This is a genomic window from Rhizobium sp. YS-1r, from assembly GCF_000757525.1.
Taxonomy (GTDB): domain Bacteria; phylum Pseudomonadota; class Alphaproteobacteria; order Rhizobiales; family Rhizobiaceae; genus Neorhizobium; species Neorhizobium petrolearium.
The window spans coordinates 173,113-195,760 of the sequence record NZ_JPYQ01000006.1 but is presented as its reverse complement, the minus strand read 5'-3'; the positions used below and the strand labels follow the sequence as shown (position 1 = coordinate 195,760).

The window sequence follows — 22,648 nt, the reverse complement described above, 5'->3', positions numbered from 1 at the left end:
GCGCGTTGCCGCGCCGGTTCTTGAGCCCCCTCTGTCCCTTTCGCCTGAGATTGTTATCCCTTCGGCGAGCCCTTGCCTAACGGAAAGGCTTCTCTCCAGAGTTCTGTTGGCGCCCGCTGGTCCTTTTGCCTGAGAGTTTCCGGGGCGGTTGCTCCTTCGGCACCGCATTCAAGCGGCTTCTCCCAGCGAGTCTGGCGGTCATTATCGACCTCGCCCGGCATTTGGCAAGCCCCTCGTGTCGCGGGCAACATGATTTTTGTCGCAGCGCAGCAAACGCTATTTGATCTAATGCAAAGAAGCCGCATCGATCGCTGTTGTATGAGGCAGAAAGTGCTTTTGCACTTTTTCGCGATCTGGGTTATTCCGATGCCATTCGGACAGGCAGGACAATGATGGCAAGGCCCTCGACACCGGCGAATTTTCTGCCGACAGCGGCGAATTTTCTGCGCATCTTCTGCGCCGTCGTTCTGCTTTCGCTGGGATTTGCCCATCAGCCCGTCCAGGCGGGCGCACCGCTCGATTCTTACAGCGAAGCTTACCGGCTGCCGGACGGCACGTTCGCCGATATCTGCGCGGAAGATGTTCATCACGAGCGCCAGCCGGCGGCAAGGCCGGTCTGCGAAGTCTGCCTGCTGGCATCCTCTATTATCCTTCCTCCGCCAACCGACGAGGCATGGCTGGCCAGCGAACCAGCTTTTCTCATCAATCCGCTCCGCCAGTTCTCCCAGTTGCTCGGTACGACTGCCGTCGCCCGGCCGAAATCCCGCGCCCCGCCGCTTTCGATCTGATCCTTCTATCGGTTCAAGAGATCAATCGTATTCCCGGTCGAGCGGCAAAGAGCGCCGTCACCGGAAGGGGACATATCATGAAGACCATCACCAAACTCGCTCTCTCGGGCGCTTTCGCCACCGTCAGCATGGCCAACGCCCATGCGCATGCGACCTTCGCCAACCCTACCGCGGCGGAAGAAGCCACCTCCGTCATCGCGCTGCAGGTTCCGCATGGCTGCGACGGCAAGGCGACCACCGAAGTGCAGGTCAAGCTGCCGGAGGGTTTCGTTTTCGCAAAGCCGCAGCCGAAGCCGGGCTGGGAGCTGGAAGTCATCCAGGGCAACTATGCCAAGACCTATGACAACCACGGCAAACCCGTAACGGCCGGCCCCGTGGAAATCCGCTGGAAGAACGGCAACCTGCCGGACGCTTTTTACGACACCTTCGTCATCCAGGGTAAGGTCTCGGGTATTGCAGCCGGCAAGACGCTCGCTTTTCCGACGACCCAGCTTTGCAGCACCGACGGCAAGGTTGCGTGGGACCAGGTTGCGGCCGAAGGCGTTGATCCGCATTCGCTGAAAAGCCCGGCTCCAGCCCTGACCGTAACACCGAAGATGCCGGCGGGGCATGATCACGCCGCGATGGCGATGATGGCGGGCAACGGTGCAGCCAATCCTGCGAGCACCGCGGTCGTGAAGCTCGGCGATCTGGAGATCACCGGAGCTTTCACAAAGGCCATGCTGCCCGGCCAGCCGGTCGGCGGCGGATATTTCACCGTCAAGAACAACGGCCAGACCGACGACGTGCTGGTTTCTGCCACTTCGCCGATCGCCGGCACCGTGGAACTGCATGAAATGGCCATGCAGGGCGAAGTCATGAAGATGCGCAGGCTCGATACCGGCATAGCAATTCCGGCCGGCAAGACCGTCGAGCTGAAGCCCGGCGGGCTGCACATGATGTTCATGAAGGTGACGGCGCCGTTCAAGGCCGGCGGCGAAGTGCCGGTTACGCTGACCTTCGAGAAGGCAGGCAAGGTGGAGCTCAAGCTCCCGGTCGGTCCCTCGGCTCCTTCGGGCGTGCAGAACAACTGATCGAGAGATCCAGCAATCCGATCCGGAGGCCGCCTGTAAGCGGCCTCTTCTTTTTCTATCGCAAGAGTTTCAGGCTGCCGGTCAGCGATCTGATCCATTTCGACGGGCCGGCAAGGCCGAGACCGTCGATTGCCTCCTCCGCGAGGTTGCGTCCGGGGAAGGAGGCTTCGTAGTCCCTGTAATCATGCAGCGCCCGGGCGAAGGCCGGGAAGGGCACGACGGCGCGTTCTTCCGGCTGCGCCAGAGCACGCAGCAGAAGCGAACGGATCGCTTCGGTGTCCGCTTGCAGGATCGGCACGGGCCGATTGGAGCTGATGTCGATCGTGCGATTCTCGCGGTCGGTGAGCCGGCGGGCCGCAAGTGCCGGCATCGAGGCTCCGAGGCCGATCGAGATCGCTGCAACAGTATTGCTGAGGAGGCCGAGCGGCAGGGCAGGGTTGACGATGATGGCAAGGCGGATGTCGTCGATCATGGCGGTATCGGAAGCATTCTCTCAGGAAAGATGCAGGGGACAGTACCTTCAATTTGCGGGACGATCCTACCTATTGCTTTCGAATTTCAGCCCGATCGGGTAGAATATACCTCAATCACCCTGAAATAAGGTAGACATTCATGGACGCAACGATCGAACCGGCAGATGTGCGAATCCTGGAGGCCTTGCAGGAGGATGGCCGGTTGACCAATCAGGCACTTGCCGAAAAGGTCGGCCTCTCCACCTCGCCGAGCTGGCGGCGCGTTCGTCAGCTTGAGGAAACGGGCGTGATCCAAGGCTATAAGGCGGTGTTGGATCGAAGGGCGATCGGCCTTGGCGTGCTCGCCTTCATCCGGGTGAAAATCGACAGCCACAGCGCGGCCGAAGCAGAGGCCTTTGCAGCCGAAGTGTCGAGGCTCGACGAGGTGGTCGCCTGCTACAGCATTGCCGGCGACGCGGATTTCCTGCTGCAGGTGGTCTCGCCCGATCTCGACGCCTACGCGGATTTCGCGATGTCGACACTCAGGCGTCTGCCGCGCATCAAGGAGATGCAGACCACCTTCGTCCTGAAGGAGATCAAACCTTTCGATGGCTTTCCGCTGCGTTTCGCGGGTAAGTGAATCGAACAGATATCCTCAGTCTTCCAGATCGCGGTAGGCCGACTGCACGTGGTTGATTGAAACCTGCTGGCGCGGTTGCTGGCCGGCGTCCAACATATCCAGGGATACGGTGGGGGCAGGAACCATAAGCCGGATGTCGCCGGGATCGCTGGCATTCTCTGCCCGCCGGGCGTTACGTTCCGCATCAGCCTTGATGTCGGCCGCCTGATCCTTCGGCGATATGCGCCGTCCGGGCTTCAGGGCCTCGATCGCAATGGCGGCCGTATTCGCCGATATGCTGAGCACTAGTGTCATGTCGCCTGTCACTGCCTTTCCAGATAAAAAGGAAATAAGGCAGATCGGATTTGTTCCCATTTAACCAAAATGTCGGCATTTTATCCAATCATCGATTTTCTTTCCGGACTACAGAGCTTTTCATGAACAACATCCTTCTCGTCGCCCTTGGCGGAGCGATCGGCTCAGTCTGCCGCTATCTCGTCGGGATCTGGGCCCTGCGCCAGTTCGGCCCGGCCTTTCCGTGGGGTACGCTCACCGTCAATGTTGTCGGCTCGTTCGCGATCGGCTTCATGGCCGAACTCATCATGCGTCGCTTCGATATGTCCACGGACCTGCGGCTGTTCATCATCACCGGAATTCTCGGAGGCTTTACGACCTTCTCCGCATTCTCGCTGGACGTGATCTCACTCCTCGAGCGGGGAGCAACCGTCGCCGGGGCCGCCTATCTCGTTGCCAGCGTCGCGATCTCTCTCGGCGCCGTCTTCGGCGGGCTGGCGCTCGGGCGGGCAATGCTCTAAAGGGCAGGACAGACCCAAGAAGAATTAGAAAGAGCTTTGATGGCAGGCATCGAGCATATCCGTGTCGAGGCGGACGAGGCGGGCATGCGTCTCGACCGCTGGTTCAAGACCCGTTATCCGGGCCTCGGTTTTGGCCCACTGCAGAAACTTCTGCGCTCCGGACAGGTGCGCGTCGATGGCGGGCGCGTGAAATCCGATACCCGTGTTCAGCCGGGCCAGATGGTGCGCATTCCGCCGATCGAGGTGGATGCGAAGAAGACCGGGCCGATCGCGTCCAAGGAGCTCAAGCATTCCGGCGACGCCGAGCTTCTTTCACGCATGCTGCTCCACGAGGACGACAAGGTCTTCGTCCTGAACAAGCCGGCCGGTCTTGCGGTACAGGGCGGTTCCGGCGTGACGCGGCACATCGACAAGATGCTTGACGCCTGGGTGAGCGCCAAAGGCGAGAAGCCGCGGCTCGTGCACCGGCTGGATCGCGACACATCCGGCGTGCTGGTGATCGCCCGCACTCGCGGCGCGGCCCAGAAGCTGACCGCCGCCTTCCGCGAACGCGACACCAAGAAGACCTATTGGGCGCTGGTGAAGGGCGTGCCGCGCAAGCATGAAGACAAGATCTCCACCTGGCTCGTCAAGGAGCAGACGCCCGACGGCGACCGGATGCGGATCGCCAAGCACGGCGAGGAGGGCGCCGATCATGCGGTTTCCTATTACCGCGTGATCGATACCGCAGCACAGCGCCTTGCCTGGCTGGAGATGGAGCCGTATACGGGCCGCACCCACCAGCTCCGCGTCCATGCGCTTTACATGGGTCATCCGATCATCGGCGATCCGAAGTATTTCATCGACGATCCGAACTGGGATTTTCCCGGCGGCATTCAGAAGCGGCTGCATCTGCATGCGCGGCATATCGATATTCCGCATCCTGCCGGCGGCCGGCTGAAGGTGACCGCGCCGTTGCCGCCGCATATGGTGCAAAGCTGGAACCTGCTTGGCTTCAACGAAGTCGACGGCGAAAAAGAAGAAGACTGATGAGACTTGTTTTATTCGATTGCGACGGGACGCTGGTCGACAGCGCCGGCCTTATCCACGAAACCATGCGGCGCACCTTCGCGCAGTTCGGCAAGCCGGAGCCCAAGGTGGCGGATACCAAGTCGATCATCGGCCTGACGCTCGACATCGCGATCGCCCGCATGCAGGGCAAACAGCATGCGGATCAGGAAGACGTCGACATGACGGCCTATTACAAGTCGCTGTTTTCCGTCGTCCGGCAGGATCTCAATTTCAAGGAGCCGCTGTTTCCCGGCATCCGCGAACTGATCGACGAAATCGGCCCCCGCAAGAACCTGCTGATTGGCGCGGTGACGGGCAAATCGCGACGCGGCCTTAATCTCGTGATGGAAACGCATGGTTTCGATAGATATTTCGTCGTGGGACGGACGGCCGACGATTGCCCATCCAAACCGCATCCGGCCATGGTGACAGAATGCTGCGATGAAACGGGCATACGACCGGAGGAAACTCTTGTCATTGGCGACGCCATTTACGATATGCAGATGGCAAAAGCCGCCGGGGCCAAAGCGGTCGGCGTATCCTGGGGTTATGCCTCGGTGGGCGAATTGAAAGAGGCGGGAGCCGACGCCGTCATCCATCACCCGAGCGAGATTCTCGCCCATATCGGCTGAGGTTTGTTTTCCATGCGTGACATTTTCCCGGACCCTTCCGACATGCTTAGCCATGCCGATCCGACACGGCGGGCGCAGATCCAGATGCAGAAACCGCTGCCGAAACGCTTCTACAAAGAGGTTTCGGTGTCTGAAGGCGAGGGCGGGCATGCGCTCCATCTCGACGGCCGGCCGGTGAAGACGCCAGCCAAGAACGCGCTCGTCGCACCGACCGAAAGGCTGGCGGAACTGCTGCGGGATGAATGGGCCGATCAGGTGGATGTCATCGACCCGCGCACGATGCCTGTGACGCGGCTCGTCAACACGGCGATCGACGGGATTGCGCCCGATACGCAGCCCGTCTTCGAGGATGTCCTGCGCTTTTCTTCAAGCGACATGCTCTGCTATCGCGCCGACAGCCCGGAAAATCTCGTCGTCCGCCAGAACGAGCAATGGGATCCGATCATCGACTGGGCGGCGAACGGGCTTGGGGCTCGCTTCATCCTGGTCGAAGGCATCATGCCACAGGAACAGCCGAAGGAGGCGATAGCCGCATTCGGGGTGACGCTCAGGAAATATGCCACGCCGATCGAACTGGCGGTGCTGCATACCGTCACGACGCTGACCGGTTCGGCAATCCTGGCGCTTGCCTTTGCGGAAGGCCGCATCACCGTCGACGAGGCCTGGGCGCTTGCCCATCTCGAAGAGGACTGGACCAACGAGCATTGGGGCGCGGATGCGGAGGCCGAGCATCGCCGCGCCAAACGGTTCGAGGAGATACAGGCGGCGGCGGCAGTTTTTCATGCGCTGAGGCCGGTCGCTTAAGGGTTCTCTAACCGTAATCGGGCACAAGATCGGGTCAGATCGTTTTCGGACCTCCCGATGCTCCGCCACGCCCTTCGCTTCGCTCTCATCGTATTAGCGGCCTTGCCACTCATGGCCTTCCGCATGCCGGCCGAAGACGAAAGGCGCGAAAAGCTACTCTACGACGTGCGCGGCGCATTCGTCACCGCGCGTCCCGATGTGCCGCAGGGCCTCGTCATCGCCACCGACATGCTGATCGACGAGGCGATCCGGGCGACGGTGCGGTCCATCATCCTGCCGCGCACCATCATCACCGTACGCATCGATACCGCGTCGCATGTTCCGCTCCTGATCGGCAGCCGGCACGAGGCGAGGGTGACGGTCCGGGCCATCTCCGTTGCGAGCGGCGAGCCGATCGCCGAAGGCAGCTTCAAGACCTCGATCTTCCTCTTCGATACGAACGAAGCAGATAGGGAACTTGCCGGCAGGATCGCGGAGCGCATCGCCGGCGAATTCAAGCTGGACGGTGGCCAGCGGCCGACAATCGCCAACGCGCTGTTTCCGTGAATCACGAAACGCATTTGTGCAGGATCGAATTGATCAGTGTCTGATAGGGCATTCCCATCTCCAAGGCCTTGGCCTTGAGACGTGCCAAATCTCTTTCCGGAATGGAGATCGAGATTCTCTGCCGCTTTCCTTCAATCATGTTGCGCGCGGCCTCCCTCCAGAAGCGCCTGCGCTCTTCCAGGTCACCAACCGGTACCCACTCGTCGGTTTCCGACAGGGCGATGATTTCTTCATCGCTCAGGTCAACGACTTTGCTTTTGCTCACGGCTTCTCACCCTTCAGATAGATGCGGGTCGCCTTCCTGCTCGGAAAAAAGGTCTTCAGGAATATCCCGTCTTCCGTTTCCCCATAGGGCACGACAAATGCGTAGGCTTCGATCTCGACCACCAATTGTCGCTGATGGGGATAACGTTCCATATTCGCATGCTGACGATCATCCGGGAGCTTACCATCGCTTAACGCGATGATGATCCTTTCGAAGCCGAAACCGAACTTCTGTTTGAGCAGATCATTCTTTTCATCCGACCACTGAATGTCCATACATATACAATATATATTTTGACCTGATGGAACTCAAGCGACTATCTCAATCGCTCCGCGTGCCAGCGGAGGTGATCGTCCATGAAGGTCGAGATGAAATAGTAGGAATGGTCGTAGCGCTCGTGCATCCTGAGCGTCAGGCCGATACCGGTTTCCTTGACCGCTTCCTCGAACAGCCAGGGACGCAGGCCGTTTTCGAGAAACCCGTCCGCCTTGCCCTGGTCGATCAGGAATTCGGGGAACCGCGCTCCGTCTTCCACCAAGGCGCAGGCATCATATCGGCGCCATGCGGCGCGGTCCGGGCCGAGGTATTTCTCGAAGGCGGGGACCGACCCGTCGGCGGTCGAGGGCTCGACGATCGGCGCGAAGGCCGAGCAGCTTCTGAAGCGATCCGGATTCTTCAGAGCGATCGTCATGGCGCCATGACCGCCCATGGAGTGGCCGAAAATGCCCTGACGATCCATGTCCACGCGGAAATGCTGGCTCACGAAAGCAGGAAGTTCTTCGGTACTGTAAGTGTACATCCGGTAGTTTTCGGCCCAGGGCTTTTCAGTCGCATCGAGATAGAAGCCGGCACCCTTGCCCATCTGCCAGTTGGTGAGTTCGTCCGGCACGTCGTTGCCGCGAGGGCTGGTGTCCGGGCAGACGACGATGAGGCCGAGTTCGGAGGCCATGCGCCGGTATTCGCCCTTCTCCATGACATTCGCATGCGTGCAGGTGAGGCCGGAGAGATACCAGAGGACGGGGCAGGGCTCATGGATGGCTTTCGGCGGCACGAAGACGGCGAAGGTCATCTCGCAGTTGCAGGCGTCGGACTGATGCGAATAGACACCCTGCATGCCGCCAAAGGCGGTGTTCTGGGACAGGATTTTCATGCGTTTCTCTCCTGAAGAACTCAACCCGCAAGCGAGACCACGGCATTGACCGCGGCAGCCACCAGCACGGTATTGAAGAAAAAGGATATGACCGCATGCGCAAGGTTGATCTTACGCATGGCGGTGGTGGTGATGGCGGTGTCGGACGTCTGGGCCGTCATGCCGATGACGAAGGAAAAATAGAGGAAATCGTAGGCGCCGGGCTCATCCGTCTCGGGAAAATCAAGACCGCCGCGCTTCGCTTCGTTCTCCTGCCGTTGCTCGTCCGGCCGCCAGTAAAGATGGGCGTAGTGCATGGCAAACATCATGTGGATCGTCAACCATCCCAGAAAGACCGATGCGAAAGCCAATGATATTTCCGTCAGGCCCGTCGGCCGGCCCCGGTTCAATGCTTCGAAGAGCGAGACCACGGCGGCCAGGACCGCAAGCAGCGTCACGGCAAGGATGACCGGCGCCGGCTCATCGTTGTTCTGCCCCTTCTGCCGCAATACGGAGCCGTCCAGCTTGGGGATACGGGCAGCCATCATGCCGAGATAGATCAGGAAGAAGACAATGACCGTGATGCCCGCCGCGAGATGCGGCACGTAAACGAACAGGACGGGCAGGCAGGCAAGTGCGGTGACAGTGCCGATGAGGAACGGTCCATGCCGATGATGCTTCAACCTTTGCCAGGAGCTCGGCATGGCGGTCTTTCCGATGTCTCACGCGCCTGATCTGGTGCGGCGGCAGAGCCTGTCCAGCGTTTCAAGGAATTTTGACCGGTCGCGGGCAGAGAAGGCAGCGTTATAGCCTTTACTCTCGCCGGTTTCACGCAAGTGAGCCCCAAGATCGCGCATCGCGGAGGCCATGCCGATATTGGTCGCGTCGAAGATACGACCGGTCGGGCCGGTCACATGGGCACCTTTGGCGACGCAACGGCCGGCAAGCGGCACATCGGCGGTTATGACGATATCGCCCTGGCCGGCGCGTTCTGCAATCCAATCGTCGGCGGCATCGAAGGCGCCGGAGACGATGATGTTATGGATCATCGGATCCCGCGAAGGGCGGAGGCCGGAATTGGCGACAAAACTCACCTCAAGGCCGTGGCGTTCCGCGACCTTGAGGATTTCCGGCTTCACCGGACAGGCATCAGCATCGACGTAGATCATGACGCTATCCCCTCAGGCGATAAAGCTGAGCGTGAAGGGAAGAAGCTATCACTCAGGCGGTTGCCGTTGTCTGGTCGTCGATCGCCGCGCCAGGTGCATTCTTCTGGATGGACTCGATCGCGGAGACGGCAGAAGCCTTGGCCGAATACCCCTCGGACGAGAACATGGTCTGGCCGTTTGGAGCCTTGAAGCGGAAACGGAACTCTCCGGCCTTATCCTTGTAGATTTCGAACTTGTACATCGTCTGCTCGTCTCCATTGATTGGAATCGGAATCATAGATTTGTTCGCTGCGATGGCAAGCGCGGCTCTGACAAGGTATGAGTGCCGCGCTTGCTAGATCACTACGCCGCGGATCGATTCGCCGCCACGCATTGGCGAAAAAACCTGTTGATATCTTCGAGCAGCATGACGCGGGTGGCCGTCGCCCGCGCTGTCGTGTTCAGCCGGAGGTTTTCGTACGAGTACGCTCGTGCAGATCTCTCACCTCCGGCGTCAGTGTCTCGCCGAAGTCGGCCAGTTCGTAGAGCGGCCGTATTTCGATCTCGCTCGGACCGGGCATGGGATTGGGGCAGCGTTTGACCCATTCGACAGCCTCCGCCATGTCCTTGACCTGCCACAGCCAGAAGCCGGCGATCACTTCGCGGGTTTCGGTGAAGGGGCCGTCCGTGACGATCCGGCTCACGCCGTCGAATGCGACCCGTTTGCCGGCCGAGGACGGTTTGAGACCTTCGCCGGCAAGCATGATGCCCGCGGCAGCCAGTTCCTCGTTATACTTCCCCATAGCCTCCAGGAGTTCGGTCGAAGGCAGGATCCCTGCCTCGCTGTCCTTGGTGGCTCTGACTATAACCATAACGCGCATCGTCTTCTCTCCTCTCGGTACAGAAGCCTTCATTGACTTCTGTACCGATGACGAACGAGGTGAGGTTAAGCAGACATTCCTGCCACGATTTTTTCCGAAACGCGGCTTTTCCGTCAGTAGATCACGACGCTGCGGATGGATTCTCCGCCATGCATCAGCTCAAAACCCTTGTTGATGTCTTCGAGCGGCATGGTGTGGGTGATCATCGGATCGATCTCGATCTTGCCTTCCATGTACCAGTCGACGATCTTCGGCACGTCGGTGCGGCCGCGCGCACCGCCGAAGGCGGTTCCCATCCAGCTACGGCCGGTGACAAGCTGGAACGGACGGGTGGAGATTTCCTGGCCGGCGCCGGCAACCCCGATGACGACCGACTTGCCCCAACCGCGATGCGAGGCTTCCAGCGCCTGGCGCATCGCCCTGGTATTGCCGGTGCAGTCGAACGTGTAGTCGGCACCGCCGATCTGGTCCGCGCCGCGCTTCGTCATGTTGACGAGGTAAGGCACGATATCGTCGCCGACCTCCTTCGGATTGACGAAATGGGTCATGCCGAAACGTTCGCCCCAGGCCTTCTTGTCGTTGTTCAGGTCCACGCCGATAATCATGTCGGCTCCGGCAAGGCGAAGTCCCTGGATGACGTTCAAGCCGATGCCGCCAAGGCCGAAGACGATCGCGGTCGATCCGATCTCGACCTTGGCAGTATTGATGACCGCGCCGATGCCGGTCGTGACGCCGCAACCGATATAGCAGATCTTGTCGAAGGGAGCGTCGGGATTGACTTTGGCGACAGCGATCTCCGGCAGGACGGTGTAGTTCGCGAAGGTCGAACAACCCATATAATGATGGATCTTGTCCTTGCCGATCGAGAAACGCGAAGTGCCGTCCGGCATGACGCCCTGGCCCTGGGTGGAGCGGATCGCCGTGCAGAGATTCGTCTTCCGTGACAGGCAGGAAGGGCATTCGCGGCATTCCGGCGTGTAGAGCGGAATAACGTGGTCGCCTTTTTTCACCGAGGTGACGCCGGGGCCGACGTCGACAACGATGCCGGCGCCCTCATGGCCGAGGATGGCCGGGAAGAGACCTTCCGGATCGGCACCGGAGAGCGTGAAATCGTCGGTGTGGCAGATGCCGGTCGCCTTGACCTCCACCAGCACCTCGCCGGCCTTCGGGCCTTCGAGCTTAACGGTCATCACTTCGAGTGGTTTTCCAGCCTGGACGGCAACGGCGGCACGGACATCCATCTTGTCTCTCCCTTAGGTACTTTTCGAATCCGGGCGGACCTTCGCACGGGGAGGTGCTGCGGCTCAAGCCGTAAGGAACCGCCCTCGGTCGGAATTGGTGAGCGTACTAGAACTCAATCAGCGGCACATGCGCTGCTGCATTTTTCGGCATCAGGCCCACAAGGCGCGGATCGTCGATGACTTCGACCATGAAGGCATAGGGCCGGAAGCCGGAACGCTGGTAGAATTTTACCGCAGAGGGATGATCGAAAGTGCAGGTATGCACCCAGAAGCGACGAATGGGACGTGACCAGGCGATTTCGATTGCACGATCCATCAGGAAGCGGCCGGCACCCTTGCCGATGGCGTCCGCGACGAGACCGAAGAAGGTCAGTTCACATTCGCTTTCTTCGCGGAAATCCAGTTCCAGCAAGCCGATGGCGCGATCGCCGTCCATCAGCCTGAAGACTTCGACTTGCGGATCCCTCAGGATGGCAGCAAGTTTGTCATCGGCCATGACGAGGCGGGAAACCCACATCCAATCCTCGCCGACCGCGCGGAAAAGCGCACGGTAAGCCTCTATCTCGGGAGATAGCCAGCGCTTGAGGACAAGCGATGCATCAGTCTCAGGTGCGGCTTTTGCAGGGGGCCGCGCAAACATTTCGAGTCGTGTCTCGACATTTGCGAGCTTGCCGGGCGGGACGGCGGAATAGCCGGAAGGAAGCGGAGGATTTTCGGTCTTCATGCCGCTTTGGAGCCAGTTCACGCTCGAATGTCAATGGCGTGGCTCTGGCGCGACAATCGACCGGCCGAAAGGCAAGCCCAGGGCAGTTTATGCGGCAACATGTTCGTCCAGAAGATGTCGGTCATCGATTGCCAGCCACCGCTTCGCGCGCAGCATCTCCTTCGGCCTTTCGACCATCACAACCGCCGCCATCATCTCGCGCCAGGCGGGATGGTGATCGGAGGGGGCGGCAAGGCGATCGATTTCGCGCAGCACCAGTGCTTCAAGTGGCGAAAGCACCAGCCGGCCGCGTTCCAGGGCACCGCGCAGGACGCGCCAGATATAGGCGAGATCGTAAGCCGAGATGCCTTCAGCAGCAGGACGGCCTGCGTGATAAGCGCCGCGGGGATCCGGTCCGAGAGCCAGGCGGACCTGATCGAGCACGAAGGCGGAAAGGCTTTCCGGCACTTCGGATGCAACTTCCATCGTGTGCAGCAGGAGTTCCAGTTCAAGAGCGGAATGGATGGCGCCGTCAGTGGTGATCGTGCGCATCAGCCAAGCCGCCTTGCCATCATCGATGACACCCTCTGGCGTACTTCCGTAGACGAGGAACATCGTCAGGCTCTCGATGAAGTAGGCGGTCCATTCAGGACCCGACTCGGGACAAGCCTCGTTCAGCGCAAAAAGCGCAAGCGCGTCATTGGAGGAGCGGATGCCATCTGGAAACGCGTATTTGCGCAGCATCAAAACATCGTCGGCCACGATCCGACCCTTCCCGGCGATGACGCATGCCGGAAAAGAAAAGCGGAACCCGCTCATCTTCCTCTCCCCGTTTCATCATGAAACTGCATGTGGAGCATACGGAAAAGAAGTTGAGAGTGCTGAAAGGAGCGGAGTTAACCGGCGTTCAAGGAAACCGTTAAAGGGCTTCGGCCTGTTTCGATTTGAGCCGTTCCCGCCAGATGATGAAGAGGCCGGAGGCGACGATGATCGCTATTCCGAGCCATTTGGAGGCCGTCGGAAAGTCGCCGAAGAGGGCGTATCCCAATACCGTTGCGGAGATGATCTCGAAATACTGGAAGGGTGCGAGCAGCGAAAGCGGCGCCAGGCGGAAGGCGCGAACGACCAGCAGGTGCATATAACCGGAGATCGAACCGAGCAGTATCAGCAGGAAAAGTCCGAACCAGGAGCCGGGAAGGGAAGGGGTGAAATCCGCCCCGCCCATACGGTCGCCCAGGCCGAGTGCTGCCGCCATGAAGAGCGTGCCGCCGACGCCCGCCATGGTCTGCATGACAAGCGGCGAATCGGCTTCGCCGATCGCCCGGTTCAGGAAGAGGTAAAGCGTATAGAGGAAGGCACAGATCACCGGCAGAAGCGCCGTCCAGCCGAAGATCGCATAGCTCGGCTGGATGACGATCATGGCGCCGCCGAAACCGACGACGATCGCCAACCAGCGCCGCCAACCGACCTTTTCTCCCAAAAAGATCGCCGACATCATGGTGAGCATGAAGGGCTCGACGAAATAGATGGCGAAGACGTCGGCGAGCGGCATGTATTTGACCGCGACGAAGAACATGAGGCTCGCCGCCGCATGCAGCACGCCGCGGAAGAGATTCATCCAGGGGCGCTTCGCCCTGAAGACGGCCGTACTGGTGAGGAGAACCAGCGGCAGGATGCAGACGAGCTGGAAAAAGAATCGGTAGAACGTCACCTGGCCGGGCGACATGGCCTCGAACGTCGCCATGTATTTGGCGATCGCGTCCATCGTCGGCAGGATGACCATGCAGGTGGCCATGATGGCCATGCCCTTCAAGGGATTTTCGGATGTGGACGGGGGCATGCCGGCGCTTTCGAAGAACAGTCTTCTTCAAATCACAGCGGGTGACGATCTTCAAGCGGCTGGCACATGGGGCGAAAGACAGGCCCGGACAGCAAAAAACCCGCCGAAGCGGGTTTGTCTGGTGCGGTCGAGAAGACTCGAACTTCCACGGGTTGCCCCACAGCGACCTCAACGCTGCGCGTCTACCAATTCCGCCACGACCGCATCGTGGTAGGTGCCGACTTGCGCCGGCGGGGCAGCATGTAGCAAAACGATTTCGCGGGCACAAGTGTGCCGTGACAGATTTTTGAAGGATAAAAATCGGCAGTTGAAATGCCTATATGGAAGCGGCCGGGAAACCGGCCCTTGCCGCCTCCCGTCGTTTTTGCCAGAAGACCTCCATGCTGACACGCACCGACCTTGATCTTTCCATGCTGCCGAAGCCCGGTTCTCCTCCCGTACGCTGGCGGATTTCCGATGGGCTCGTGCCTTATGAGGAGGCGGTGGCCGAAATGGAGCAGGAGGTTGCTGCGATCGCCGACGGGCGCGCAGACGAACTCGTCTGGCTGCTCGAACATCCACCGCTCTACACCGCCGGCACCAGCGCCAATTCCGCCGATCTCATCGAGCCTGACCGATTCCCGGTGTTTTCCACAGGCCGCGGCGGCGAATATACCTATCATGGCCCCGGCCAGCGGGTCGCTTATGTGATGCTGGACCTCAAGCGCCGGCGGCAGGACGTGCGCGCCTATGTGGCGGCGCTGGAAGAGCTGGTGATCCGCACGCTCGACATGATGAACGTGCGCGGCGAGCGGCGCGAGGACCGCGTCGGCGTTTGGGTACGCCGACCGGAAAAGCCGCGCCTGCCAGACGGCTCGATGACCGAGGACAAGGTCGCCGCGCTCGGCATCCGACTTCGCCGCTGGGTGAGCTTCCACGGCCTGTCCCTCAATGTCGATCCGGACCTTTCGCACTTCTCCGGCATCGTGCCCTGTGGGATCAGCGCCTATGGTGTCACGAGCCTCGTCGATCTCGGCCTGCCGGTGATGATGGCCGATGTCGACATGAGGCTGCGCGAGGCGTTCGAGGAAATTTTCGGGCAGACGATTTCGGAGCGGTAAGGAGAAGGCAATGGTGGAACTGAAAGTGAAGGCCCGCCCGATCGGCGCGACGGCGGTGCTCGGACGCACCGGTCACCCACAGGTGACAAGCGAGACGGACGGCCAGGTGGAGGTCGTGACGGGTGCTTCGGAACCAGGCTTCAATCCGCTCGACCTGATGTTCTCCTCGCTTGCCGCCTGCCTCGTGCTCAGCGGCCGGATCGCGGCAAGCAAGCTCGGCGTTCTCGACAAGCTTGCGGAGGTGAGGGCGCATGTGACCGGTGAAAAGGCCCATGAGGGTCCTTCACGGATTACCCGCTTCATCGTGGATTTCCGTGTCGAAGGGGATTTTGCCGTCGAGCAGAAGGCAGAGATCATCCACATGGCCGAAGAAATCTGCACCGTCAGCAATACACTGAAAAGCTCGCCCGAGTTTTCCGTCGAGATCGGTTAGTCTTCATCGGGAATGCGGCTGTCGACGCCCTCGAGCCGGAGATTATTGACGACGTGACGGACGCCGGAAACGCCCTGTGCCGTGCGAACGATCCTGTGGGAGGTCGCCGCATCGTCAACCACGCCTTCCAGCGTCACCCGGCCCTCGTCGACATGCACGTCGATCGAGTCCATATCGATCAGGTCGAGATTTTCGATCGCGTCCGTTACGCGCTCTTCCATATCATCCGCATCTTCAAGGCCTTCGGTGCCAGGATGGATGCTATCGACGACACGTTCCTCCAGACCGTCGAAATCCGCTTCGTCGACACGATAGCCGCGATTCTGCTCGGTATCGAAATTGGCAGCCGGCTGGCCATAGGCGGCGTTGTCGATCGGCCGGCCGTCTGCGCCGGGGTCATCGTCATAGGGCCAGCCCTCATCGATATTTCGGTCGTCGTAGTCGCGAAAATCTTCTTCGCGGGAAATGTCGTCAGCCTTTTTCTTGCCCGGCATGGTCATCTCCTGTCGCCTGCAATCCCGGCCCCGGCGCACTGCCTGGTGCGCCGGACAGTATAGCATCAATGACGCCCTGACGCGCCATCCTTGTTGCCCGTGAGCGTCAGATGGCTTTCGACATCGTGGACGCCATCCACGGTTTCCGCACTCAGCACCGCCTTGCGTGCTGAAAACACGGTATCGACGGAACCCTCCAGGATCACCCTTGTTCCTTCGACATGCGGTTCGATCATGGACGCGTCGACATCGGGAAGATTTGCCAGCCTTTCGGAGACTTGTCGTTCCAGTTCGGCTGCTGTCTTGTCTGCAGTTGGATTCATGGCCGTAGCTCCTGCTTGCTGCGACCGGAAAACGAGTGGATGCGATTTTGGTTCGCCTCGATGGGTTATTTTCCTTTGCCCCACTTGCGGATCAGACGCTCCCGCTTCAGGCGAGAAAGCCGCTTCAGCCAGAAGATGCCGCCGAGCTGGTCGATCTCGTGCTGCATGCAGACGGCGTAGAAGCCTTCGGCTTCCTCCTCATGGAAGGCCCCGTCGATATCCTGATAGCGGAAACGGATTTTACGCGGGCGTTCGATCTCGTCGGTGACGCCGGGCATGGAGACGCTGCCTTCCATGTGTCGCATCGTTTCCTCCGAAAGAGCCAGGATCTCCGGATTGGCATAGAAGCGGGGGCCGATCTCCTTCGACAATTCCAGCACCACGAGGCGGGTGAAGATGCCGATGTGGGCGGCGGTGATTCCGACGCCAGGCGCCGCCCTCATCGTATCGAGAAGATCATGGGCGAGGGCTTTGAGATTTTCATCGAAGACACGGACCGGCTGGCAGGATCTGGCAAGGCCCGGATCGGGATATTTCAGGATCGGACAGACGGCCATGTCTTCACTCCCTTCGAGCATCTTCCATGCGGTGCGTTGCAGTGCCGGCTGGACCCGCGCCGCCAATTGTTCTAGCAGGAAAACCGGTGGCACGAGCAATAGCATCGGATAGAGCTATCCGGTTGTTGACAATATGCTTTCAGCCGCCATTCTCCTTTTGTCGGATACGAGCAGCGAGGGCGGCAGATGAGCGATATCGGCGAAGACGACCGCCTGCGCACAAATACCGACGAGGCCGGCGACGATATCTATTCCGAAGACGGTTCGATCCGCGCCGATTTCCTAGCGATGGTGGGGGCGGCGATCGCCGACCGCGACGTGCTCTTCCTGCGGAGCCACGTTGCCCGCCTGCACGAATCGGAGCTCGGCGATCTTCTCGAAGCGATCCTGCCCGAACAGCGCCAGGCGCTGGTCAGGCTGCTTGGCAAGGATTTCGACCTCACCGCGCTGACCGAGGTGGACGAGGCGATCCGCCTCGAAATCGTCGACCAGATGCCGAACGACCAGATCGCGGCCGCGATCGGCGATCTCGATTCGGACGACGCCGTCTACATTCTCGAAGACCTCGACCACGAGGATCGGGAAGAGATTCTTGCGCAGCTGCCGTTCACCGAAAGGGTGAGGCTCAGGCGGGCGCTCGATTATCCGGAACAGTCCGCCGGCCGGCGCATGCAGACGGAATTCGTCGCCGTGCCACCGTTCTGGACCGTCGGCCAGACGATCGACTACATGCGCGATGAGGAGGACCTGCCGGAGAGTTTCACGCAGATCTTCGTCATCGATCCCACATTCAAGCTGCTCGGCGTCATCGATCTCGACAGGATTCTGCGCACCAAGCGTCAGATCAAGATCGAGACGATCATGCGCGAGACCAATCATCCGATTCCCGCCGACATGGACCAGGAGGAGGCGGCGCAGATCTTCGAGCAGTATGACCTTCTTTCGGCCGCCGTCGTGGACGAGAACGGGCGGCTGGTCGGCGTGCTCACCATCGACGACGTGGTCGACGTCATCCAGGAAGAGGCGGAAGAGGACATCATGCGCCTCTCGGGCGTCGGCGACGAAGAACTCTCCGACTCGGTCACCGACACATCGCGCTCGCGCGTGCCGTGGCTGCTCGTCAACCTCTTCACTGCCTTCATTTCGGCCTCGGTGATCTCGCTTTTCGAGGCGACGATCGAGCAGGTCGTGGCGCTTGCGATCCTGATGCCGATCGTCGCCGGCATGGGGGGCAATGCCGGTTCGCAGACGATGACCGTCACCGTGCGGGCACTCGCCACCCGCAATCTCGACATCCATAACGCCTGGCGCGTCGCGCGACGGGAAGCAGGCGTCGGCCTCATCAACGGGATCGTCATCGGCTGCCTCGTCGGCATCGTGGCGGGTCTTTGGTTCCACAACGTGCATATCGGCGGGCTGATCGCCACCGCCATGCTGATCAACATGTTCGCAGCCGCCATGGCCGGAATCATGATTCCGCTGGTCCTGGACCGGGCCGGCGCCGACCCGGCGGTGTCGTCCGCCGTCTTCGTCACCGCCGTTACCGACACGACCGGCTTCTTCTCGTTCCTGGGACTGGCAACCCTCTGGCTGCTGAACTGAGCGAAAATTGACTGTTACGTAAAAGTCAATTATTTTGGGCGGATGGGTAACAGGATACGGTTGTGAACAAATATTATAGCATAACGGAACTGACGCGCGAATTCGGGGTCTCGACCCGCACGCTTCGTTTCTACGAGGATGAAGGCCTTATCCATCCGGAGCGCCGGGGTCGCACGCGACTTTTCAGGGCGGCGGACAGGAGGCTCATCCAGGAGATCCTGCGGGGCCGCAGGATCGGCTTCACGATCGCCGAGATCCGCGAAATCATCCAGGTCTACAAGGAGCCGCCGGGCGAGATGGGGCAACTCAAGCTCCTGATGAAGCGCGTCGACGAGAAACGCGAGGAGCTGCGCCAAAAGCGCAAGGACATCGATGATACGCTCGCTGAACTCAACAACGTCGAGGAAGCCTGCCTGACGCGGCTTGCCGAAATTGGCGTCGGAACGTGATATTCAATCAGATAACTGCAGGCCGATGGAGCATTCCTCGGCAATTGCCTGGACACGGTCGTCCTGAGGGGCGATCGTGCCGGTCTGCAGCGGGATGATGAGCGACTGTGCCATGAGACGGTCGGCCGTGCAGCCGCAGAAGCGCTCGCAAAGCGCCCGATCGTTCGCCTGCCTGTTGCAACCGGCTTCACAGCTCAGCATATAGCTCTGTCGGGGGTCCGGCGGTGGAGCGGGATGGACGAGCGAGACGAGATAGACGAGTGCGATCAGAACCGGCTGGTGCACGAGATAGATGATCAGGCTGTGGCGTCCGGCTTTTGAAAGAAGATTCGGCTTCGTTTGGATTGCGGCAAGCCGCGGCAGCCAGTTCATGGAGATTGCCGAGCGGGCGACAGCGACACCGGCCAGCAATGCTGCCACCCACGGAAAGAGCGGCACGTAGTCGTTGGAGCGCGGAGGGATTTCGGCAAAACCGAGCCAGCTCAGGAACCGGGTGTTGAAGGCCGCCGAATCGAGCAGCCCCGGCGCAAGGCTGTAGTCGATGATCATTGCGGCGGCGATCAGGACGACGACTGCGCCCGTGACCAGCGCGGGCAGGCGCAGGAAGGCCAGACCGATCAGGCTCGACAGCGCGATATTGTGCAGGATGCCGAAATAGATCCACTCATTCGGGAAAGCGACCAGCGTCGCGATGCTGATCGCGATCGCCGCGCCGGCAACGATGGCGAAGCGCTTCCAGAAGGAGTACCAGCGGATCGTCGGAAAATGCGCCAGAACCAGGCTGACGCCGGCGAGGAACAGAAAGGAACTGGCAATCGACCGGGCATAGACCCGAAAGAAACCCTGGGTCGCCGTGCCGGGATCGAGATAACCGAAGAACTCGAGATCCCAGGTGAAGTGATAGGTCGCCATGGCGATCAGCGCCAAACCGCGCAGCGTGTCGATCAGCGTGATACGGGGCATTTTAGGCGCGGGATTCTGGCTTTCTGCAACGGTCACTGGCGGTCTTTCCGCATTAGAGGACGTCGCGATCCATGATCGCCAGCCGGGCCTCGGAAAAATATTGCCGGCGTGCGAGCACGAAAATCACGAACAAGGTCATCGCCATGAACATATAGGGCCCGGCGAACCAGCCCAGATAGCCGATCGACAAAAAGAGCGCCCGGAGCCCCGCATTGAAGTGCTTGGCCGCGATGGTGTTCATCCGCACGACCTGATCGGCGGCCCGCTCTGCCGCCGCCGGATCGATATTCGTGTCGCTCATCATCGGCAGTGCACCGAAGAGAATGGTGCAATAATTGAAGAGACGATAGGACCAGCCAAACTTGAAGAATGCGTAACCGAACAGGAAGGTGAGACCGGCCACCTTGATCTCGAAAGCGGTGCGACCGCTATAGGCGACGAGGGGCAGATTGCTGAAGACGGCTTCCACCTGGTCCGTTGCGCCAAGCAGGGCAAAGCAGCCGCCGATCGCGAAAATCGAGGTCGAAGCGAAGAAGGCCGTGCCATTCTGCAAGCCTGCTAAAATCTGAGTGTCAATCATCTTCAGATCGCGCCGGAGTGAATTGTAGATCCACCGCTTGCGGCGTTCGGCCATCGCGCGGTTCAGGCTGGCGCGCGGAAAGAAGCGGGCGCCCGATCCCGCCGTTATCCAGGAATAGACAGCCCAGAGAAGGGCGAAAAGAGCCAGAGCAATGTAGTCGGCGATCGTCATGGGCCTCACCAGGCAGAAGAATCGTCCATCTCTTTTCGTCATGCGTTGTTTCGGTTGTCACGGCAAGTACGCGTCCGGAACGGCGAACAACCTTGAAACGTTAATTCATAGCAGGTATGCGATTTCGGTCTTTTTTCCGCCATTTTTCTCATTGCGAAGCCGGCGGGAATTTAATAGACCGTTAGTCATAACGATCCGGAGAGGACGTTATCTCATGCGGCAAGAACCTGGAGACAACATGGAAGAGACTGCTCAGAAATCCTGCTGGGGCGTGACATTCAAGGCCCTCGTGGGATTTGCCGGTGCGATGGCCCTTGCCTATCTGTTCGGCGCCTTCTGACCTGCAGACGCGATCTCATCTTAATCTTTCGGGCGGGATTTTGGCCTTTCGGCGTGGTATTCAAACCGCGCCGTTTCTATTTTTGCCTCATGTCGCGGGCATCAAACCCGATGTCGGGCAATCGCTGGAACATTCCGGCTGTCTGACATAGACTTTGCCAACATCGTATCTCCGCGCGGATTATCATGTTCCTCTCCGTCTTCGACGTCTTCAAGATCGGTATCGGCCCGTCCAGTTCCCACACGATGGGACCGATGTCGGCGGCGTACCGTTTCCTGGCGCTGATCCTGTCGAACGAATGGCCGCGCCCCGCCGGTGCGCAGGTCGCGAGCCTCAAGGTGAGCCTGCACGGCTCGCTCGCCTTTACAGGCATCGGACACGGGACGGGCAGGGCAGTGATCCTCGGCCTGATGGGCGAAGAGCCGGCAAGTGTCGATCCGGACAGGATGGACGAGATCATTGCCGAGGTGGAGCGGACGGGACGCGTGACGCCGCCCGGACATCCGCCTTATCGGTTCCAGCCGAAAACCGATCTCATCTTCGACAAGAAACAGCCGTTGCCCGGCCATGCCAACGGCATGAGTTTCTCCGCGCTGGATCGCGATGGACGGTTGCTCCTTAAGCGCATCTACTATTCGATCGGCGGCGGCTTCGTCGTGACGGACACCGAACTGGAAGCCATGCGCACCTCGCTGAAATCATCGGGCGATGCACGGGTGCCTTATCCCTTCTCGACGGCAAAGCAGATGCTCGAAATGGCGCGCGGCTCAGGCCTGACGATCGCCCAGATGAAACGCGCGAACGAAGAGACAAAGATCAGCGCTGCCGAACTGAATGCCGGCCTCGACCGCATCTGGGACGCGATGAAAAGCTGCATCGACCGGGGCTTGAAGGTCGAAGGCATCATGCCGGGCGGATTGAAGGTGAAGCGCCGGGCGAAGGCGATTCACGACAAGCTCAACGAGGAATGGCGCAGCAACCGGCTGAACCCGCTGCTCGCCAACGACTGGCTCTCCGTCTATGCGATGGCGGTCAATGAAGAGAATGCCGGCGGCGGGCGTGTCGTCACCGCCCCCACCAATGGTGCAGCGGGGGTAATCCCGGCAACCGTCCGCTACTACCTGCATTTCCATGAGGATGCGACGCCGGAGGATATCCGCAACTTCCTGCTGACGGCGGCGGCGGTCGGCGGCATCATCAAGCACAATGCCTCGATCTCGGGCGCGGAGGTCGGCTGCCAGGGCGAGGTGGGGTCGGCGGCCGCGATGGCGGCTGCGGGCCTTGCCGCGGTCATGGGCGGCTCGCCGGAGCAGATCGAGAATGCTGCGGAAATCGCACTCGAGCACCATCTCGGCATGACCTGCGATCCTGTCGCCGGCTTAGTGCAGGTTCCGTGTATCGAGCGCAACGCGCTTGGCGCCGTCAAGGCGGTAACGGCCGCGTCACTTGCCATCAAGGGCGACGGCACGCATTTCGTGCCGCTCGACGCCTGCATCGAAACCATGCGGCAGACCGGCAACGACATGAGCGAGAAATACAAGGAGACCTCGACCGGCGGGCTTGCCGTCAACGTCGTCGAGTGTTGATTCATTTCGCCGCTGTGGAGCAACGGAGCAAAAACTTGACCTCCGATGCCAATAGGTTTTCAAC

Annotated in this window: 31 protein-coding genes, 1 tRNA gene and 1 riboswitch; of the genes, 13 read left to right on the top strand and 19 right to left on the bottom strand. The window is 60.3% G+C overall.

The window, feature by feature from the left end; all coding sequences use genetic code 11:
• Positions 1–107: 107 nt before the first annotated feature.
• Positions 108–195: riboswitch (glycine riboswitch) on the bottom strand.
• 194 nt (positions 196–389) lie between these two features.
• The gene (locus JL39_RS05410) at positions 390–788 is read left to right on the top strand and encodes a hypothetical protein (RefSeq protein WP_152601053.1); all 399 of its coding nucleotides are present in this window, start codon (positions 390–392) and stop codon (positions 786–788) included.
• 77 nt (positions 789–865) lie between these two features.
• Positions 866–1,861 (top strand): copper chaperone PCu(A)C, encoded by a 996-nt coding sequence (locus JL39_RS05405; protein ID WP_037147084.1) that lies wholly within the window; start codon positions 866–868, stop codon positions 1,859–1,861.
• Between the two features lie 55 nt (positions 1,862–1,916).
• On the opposite strand, the gene JL39_RS05400 is transcribed toward JL39_RS05405, so the two are convergent.
• Positions 1,917–2,333 carry a DUF2000 domain-containing protein gene (locus JL39_RS05400; protein ID WP_037147081.1) on the bottom strand — a complete coding sequence of 139 codons (417 nt, stop codon included), beginning with the start codon at positions 2,331–2,333 and terminating at the stop codon, positions 1,917–1,919.
• A gap of 140 nt (positions 2,334–2,473) precedes the next feature.
• Here JL39_RS05400 and JL39_RS05395 point away from each other — a divergent pair, with 140 nt between their 5' ends.
• Positions 2,474–2,953: an Lrp/AsnC family transcriptional regulator gene (locus JL39_RS05395; RefSeq protein ID WP_037147078.1), complete on the top strand. Its 480-nt coding sequence runs from the start codon at positions 2,474–2,476 to the stop codon at positions 2,951–2,953.
• A gap of 15 nt (positions 2,954–2,968) precedes the next feature.
• Here the strand turns inward: JL39_RS05395 and JL39_RS05390 are convergent, their stop codons facing one another.
• The gene (locus JL39_RS05390) at positions 2,969–3,247 is read right to left on the bottom strand and encodes a hypothetical protein (RefSeq protein ID WP_152601052.1); all 279 of its coding nucleotides are present in this window, start codon (positions 3,245–3,247) and stop codon (positions 2,969–2,971) included.
• Positions 3,248–3,369: 122 nt separating this feature from the next.
• On the opposite strand from JL39_RS05390, the gene crcB reads away from it, so the two are divergent.
• The 5 genes from crcB to JL39_RS05365 are packed head-to-tail and all read left to right on the top strand — an operon-like array spanning position 3,370 to position 6,779.
• Positions 3,370–3,747, top strand: a complete 378-nt coding sequence (gene crcB, locus JL39_RS05385; protein WP_037147076.1) for a fluoride efflux transporter CrcB — start codon at positions 3,370–3,372, stop codon at positions 3,745–3,747.
• A 39-nt stretch (positions 3,748–3,786) separates the two neighbouring features.
• Complete coding sequence (locus JL39_RS05380) at positions 3,787–4,776, top strand: RluA family pseudouridine synthase (protein ID WP_037147073.1); 990 nt, start codon at positions 3,787–3,789, stop codon at positions 4,774–4,776.
• Entirely contained in the window at positions 4,776–5,429 is a 654-nt protein-coding gene (locus JL39_RS05375) for an HAD-IA family hydrolase (RefSeq protein ID WP_037147070.1), read from the top strand. Before JL39_RS05380 ends, JL39_RS05375 begins: the two co-directional genes overlap by 1 nt.
• A gap of 12 nt (positions 5,430–5,441) precedes the next feature.
• On the top strand, positions 5,442–6,233 hold the full coding sequence (locus tag JL39_RS05370) for an ATP12 family chaperone protein (protein ID WP_037147067.1): 792 nt from the start codon (positions 5,442–5,444) through the stop codon (positions 6,231–6,233).
• A 57-nt stretch (positions 6,234–6,290) separates the two neighbouring features.
• A complete protein-coding gene (locus tag JL39_RS05365) occupies positions 6,291–6,779 on the top strand; it encodes a hypothetical protein (RefSeq protein WP_037147064.1) in 489 nt (162 codons plus the stop codon).
• A 1-nt stretch (position 6,780) separates the two neighbouring features.
• Here the strand turns inward: JL39_RS05365 and JL39_RS05360 are convergent, their stop codons facing one another.
• The 12 genes from JL39_RS05360 to JL39_RS05305 all read right to left on the bottom strand — a co-directional run bounded on the left by JL39_RS05360 (position 6,781) and on the right by JL39_RS05305 (position 14,190).
• On the bottom strand, positions 6,781–7,044 hold the full coding sequence (locus tag JL39_RS05360) for a DNA-binding protein (protein ID WP_037147062.1): 264 nt from the start codon (positions 7,042–7,044) through the stop codon (positions 6,781–6,783).
• Positions 7,041–7,196, bottom strand: coding sequence for a hypothetical protein (locus JL39_RS32405; protein ID WP_227702909.1), 156 nt, complete (start codon positions 7,194–7,196; stop codon positions 7,041–7,043). The genes JL39_RS05360 and JL39_RS32405 overlap by 4 nt, the downstream gene beginning before the upstream one ends.
• A gap of 164 nt (positions 7,197–7,360) precedes the next feature.
• A complete protein-coding gene (gene fghA / locus JL39_RS05350; RefSeq protein ID WP_037147056.1) occupies positions 7,361–8,194 on the bottom strand; it encodes an S-formylglutathione hydrolase in 834 nt (277 codons plus the stop codon).
• 20 nt (positions 8,195–8,214) lie between these two features.
• Positions 8,215–8,877, bottom strand: a complete 663-nt coding sequence (locus tag JL39_RS05345) for a DUF1345 domain-containing protein (RefSeq protein WP_037147053.1) — start codon at positions 8,875–8,877, stop codon at positions 8,215–8,217.
• 18 nt (positions 8,878–8,895) lie between these two features.
• On the bottom strand, positions 8,896–9,342 hold the full coding sequence (locus JL39_RS05340; RefSeq protein ID WP_037147050.1) for a YaiI/YqxD family protein: 447 nt from the start codon (positions 9,340–9,342) through the stop codon (positions 8,896–8,898).
• A gap of 52 nt (positions 9,343–9,394) precedes the next feature.
• A complete protein-coding gene (locus JL39_RS05335; RefSeq protein ID WP_037148469.1) occupies positions 9,395–9,583 on the bottom strand; it encodes a YegP family protein in 189 nt (62 codons plus the stop codon).
• A 199-nt stretch (positions 9,584–9,782) separates the two neighbouring features.
• Positions 9,783–10,202: a YciI family protein gene (locus JL39_RS05330; protein ID WP_037147048.1), complete on the bottom strand. Its 420-nt coding sequence runs from the start codon at positions 10,200–10,202 to the stop codon at positions 9,783–9,785.
• A 113-nt stretch (positions 10,203–10,315) separates the two neighbouring features.
• A complete protein-coding gene (locus JL39_RS05325) occupies positions 10,316–11,443 on the bottom strand; it encodes an S-(hydroxymethyl)glutathione dehydrogenase/class III alcohol dehydrogenase (RefSeq protein WP_037147045.1) in 1,128 nt (375 codons plus the stop codon).
• A gap of 106 nt (positions 11,444–11,549) precedes the next feature.
• Positions 11,550–12,167: a GNAT family N-acetyltransferase gene (locus JL39_RS05320; protein WP_037147042.1), complete on the bottom strand. Its 618-nt coding sequence runs from the start codon at positions 12,165–12,167 to the stop codon at positions 11,550–11,552.
• Positions 12,168–12,254: 87 nt separating this feature from the next.
• Positions 12,255–12,965 (bottom strand): hypothetical protein, encoded by a 711-nt coding sequence (locus JL39_RS05315; RefSeq protein WP_037147040.1) that lies wholly within the window; start codon positions 12,963–12,965, stop codon positions 12,255–12,257.
• Between the two features lie 100 nt (positions 12,966–13,065).
• Positions 13,066–13,986 carry a DMT family transporter gene (locus JL39_RS05310; protein ID WP_037147038.1) on the bottom strand — a complete coding sequence of 307 codons (921 nt, stop codon included), beginning with the start codon at positions 13,984–13,986 and terminating at the stop codon, positions 13,066–13,068.
• Positions 13,987–14,105: 119 nt separating this feature from the next.
• Positions 14,106–14,190 (bottom strand) — tRNA-Leu (locus JL39_RS05305).
• A gap of 176 nt (positions 14,191–14,366) precedes the next feature.
• Here JL39_RS05305 and lipB point away from each other — a divergent pair.
• Together lipB and JL39_RS05295 are read left to right on the top strand one after the other, a co-directional pair.
• Positions 14,367–15,086 carry a lipoyl(octanoyl) transferase LipB gene (lipB, locus tag JL39_RS05300; RefSeq protein ID WP_037148467.1) on the top strand — a complete coding sequence of 240 codons (720 nt, stop codon included), beginning with the start codon at positions 14,367–14,369 and terminating at the stop codon, positions 15,084–15,086.
• Between the two features lie 10 nt (positions 15,087–15,096).
• A complete protein-coding gene (locus JL39_RS05295) occupies positions 15,097–15,519 on the top strand; it encodes an OsmC family protein (RefSeq protein ID WP_037147037.1) in 423 nt (140 codons plus the stop codon).
• Here the strand turns inward: JL39_RS05295 and JL39_RS05290 are convergent.
• The 3 genes from JL39_RS05290 to JL39_RS05280 form a co-directional block, all read right to left on the bottom strand.
• Positions 15,516–16,013: a BON domain-containing protein gene (locus JL39_RS05290; protein WP_052182685.1), complete on the bottom strand. Its 498-nt coding sequence runs from the start codon at positions 16,011–16,013 to the stop codon at positions 15,516–15,518. The genes JL39_RS05295 and JL39_RS05290 overlap by 4 nt on opposite strands.
• Before the next feature lie 65 nt (positions 16,014–16,078).
• Positions 16,079–16,336 (bottom strand): BON domain-containing protein, encoded by a 258-nt coding sequence (locus JL39_RS05285; RefSeq protein ID WP_052182684.1) that lies wholly within the window; start codon positions 16,334–16,336, stop codon positions 16,079–16,081.
• A gap of 65 nt (positions 16,337–16,401) precedes the next feature.
• Complete coding sequence (locus JL39_RS05280; RefSeq protein ID WP_037148463.1) at positions 16,402–16,893, bottom strand: peptide deformylase; 492 nt, start codon at positions 16,891–16,893, stop codon at positions 16,402–16,404.
• Between the two features lie 186 nt (positions 16,894–17,079).
• Between JL39_RS05280 and mgtE the strand changes: the two genes are divergently transcribed.
• Together mgtE and JL39_RS05270 are read left to right on the top strand one after the other, a co-directional pair.
• On the top strand, positions 17,080–18,495 hold the full coding sequence (mgtE, locus tag JL39_RS05275; RefSeq protein WP_037147033.1) for a magnesium transporter: 1,416 nt from the start codon (positions 17,080–17,082) through the stop codon (positions 18,493–18,495).
• A 62-nt stretch (positions 18,496–18,557) separates the two neighbouring features.
• Positions 18,558–18,944, top strand: a complete 387-nt coding sequence (locus tag JL39_RS05270) for a MerR family DNA-binding transcriptional regulator (protein WP_037147032.1) — start codon at positions 18,558–18,560, stop codon at positions 18,942–18,944.
• A 3-nt stretch (positions 18,945–18,947) separates the two neighbouring features.
• Here JL39_RS05270 and JL39_RS05265 read toward each other — a convergent pair whose 3' ends face one another.
• Complete coding sequence (locus JL39_RS05265; RefSeq protein WP_037147031.1) at positions 18,948–19,943, bottom strand: DUF1624 domain-containing protein; 996 nt, start codon at positions 19,941–19,943, stop codon at positions 18,948–18,950.
• Between the two features lie 16 nt (positions 19,944–19,959).
• Positions 19,960–20,658 carry a DUF599 family protein gene (locus JL39_RS05260; RefSeq protein WP_037147029.1) on the bottom strand — a complete coding sequence of 233 codons (699 nt, stop codon included), beginning with the start codon at positions 20,656–20,658 and terminating at the stop codon, positions 19,960–19,962.
• Positions 20,659–21,183: 525 nt separating this feature from the next.
• On the opposite strand from JL39_RS05260, the gene JL39_RS05255 reads away from it, so the two are divergent.
• Positions 21,184–22,584, top strand: a complete 1,401-nt coding sequence (locus tag JL39_RS05255; protein WP_037147026.1) for an L-serine ammonia-lyase — start codon at positions 21,184–21,186, stop codon at positions 22,582–22,584.
• Positions 22,585–22,648 lie beyond the last annotated feature (64 nt).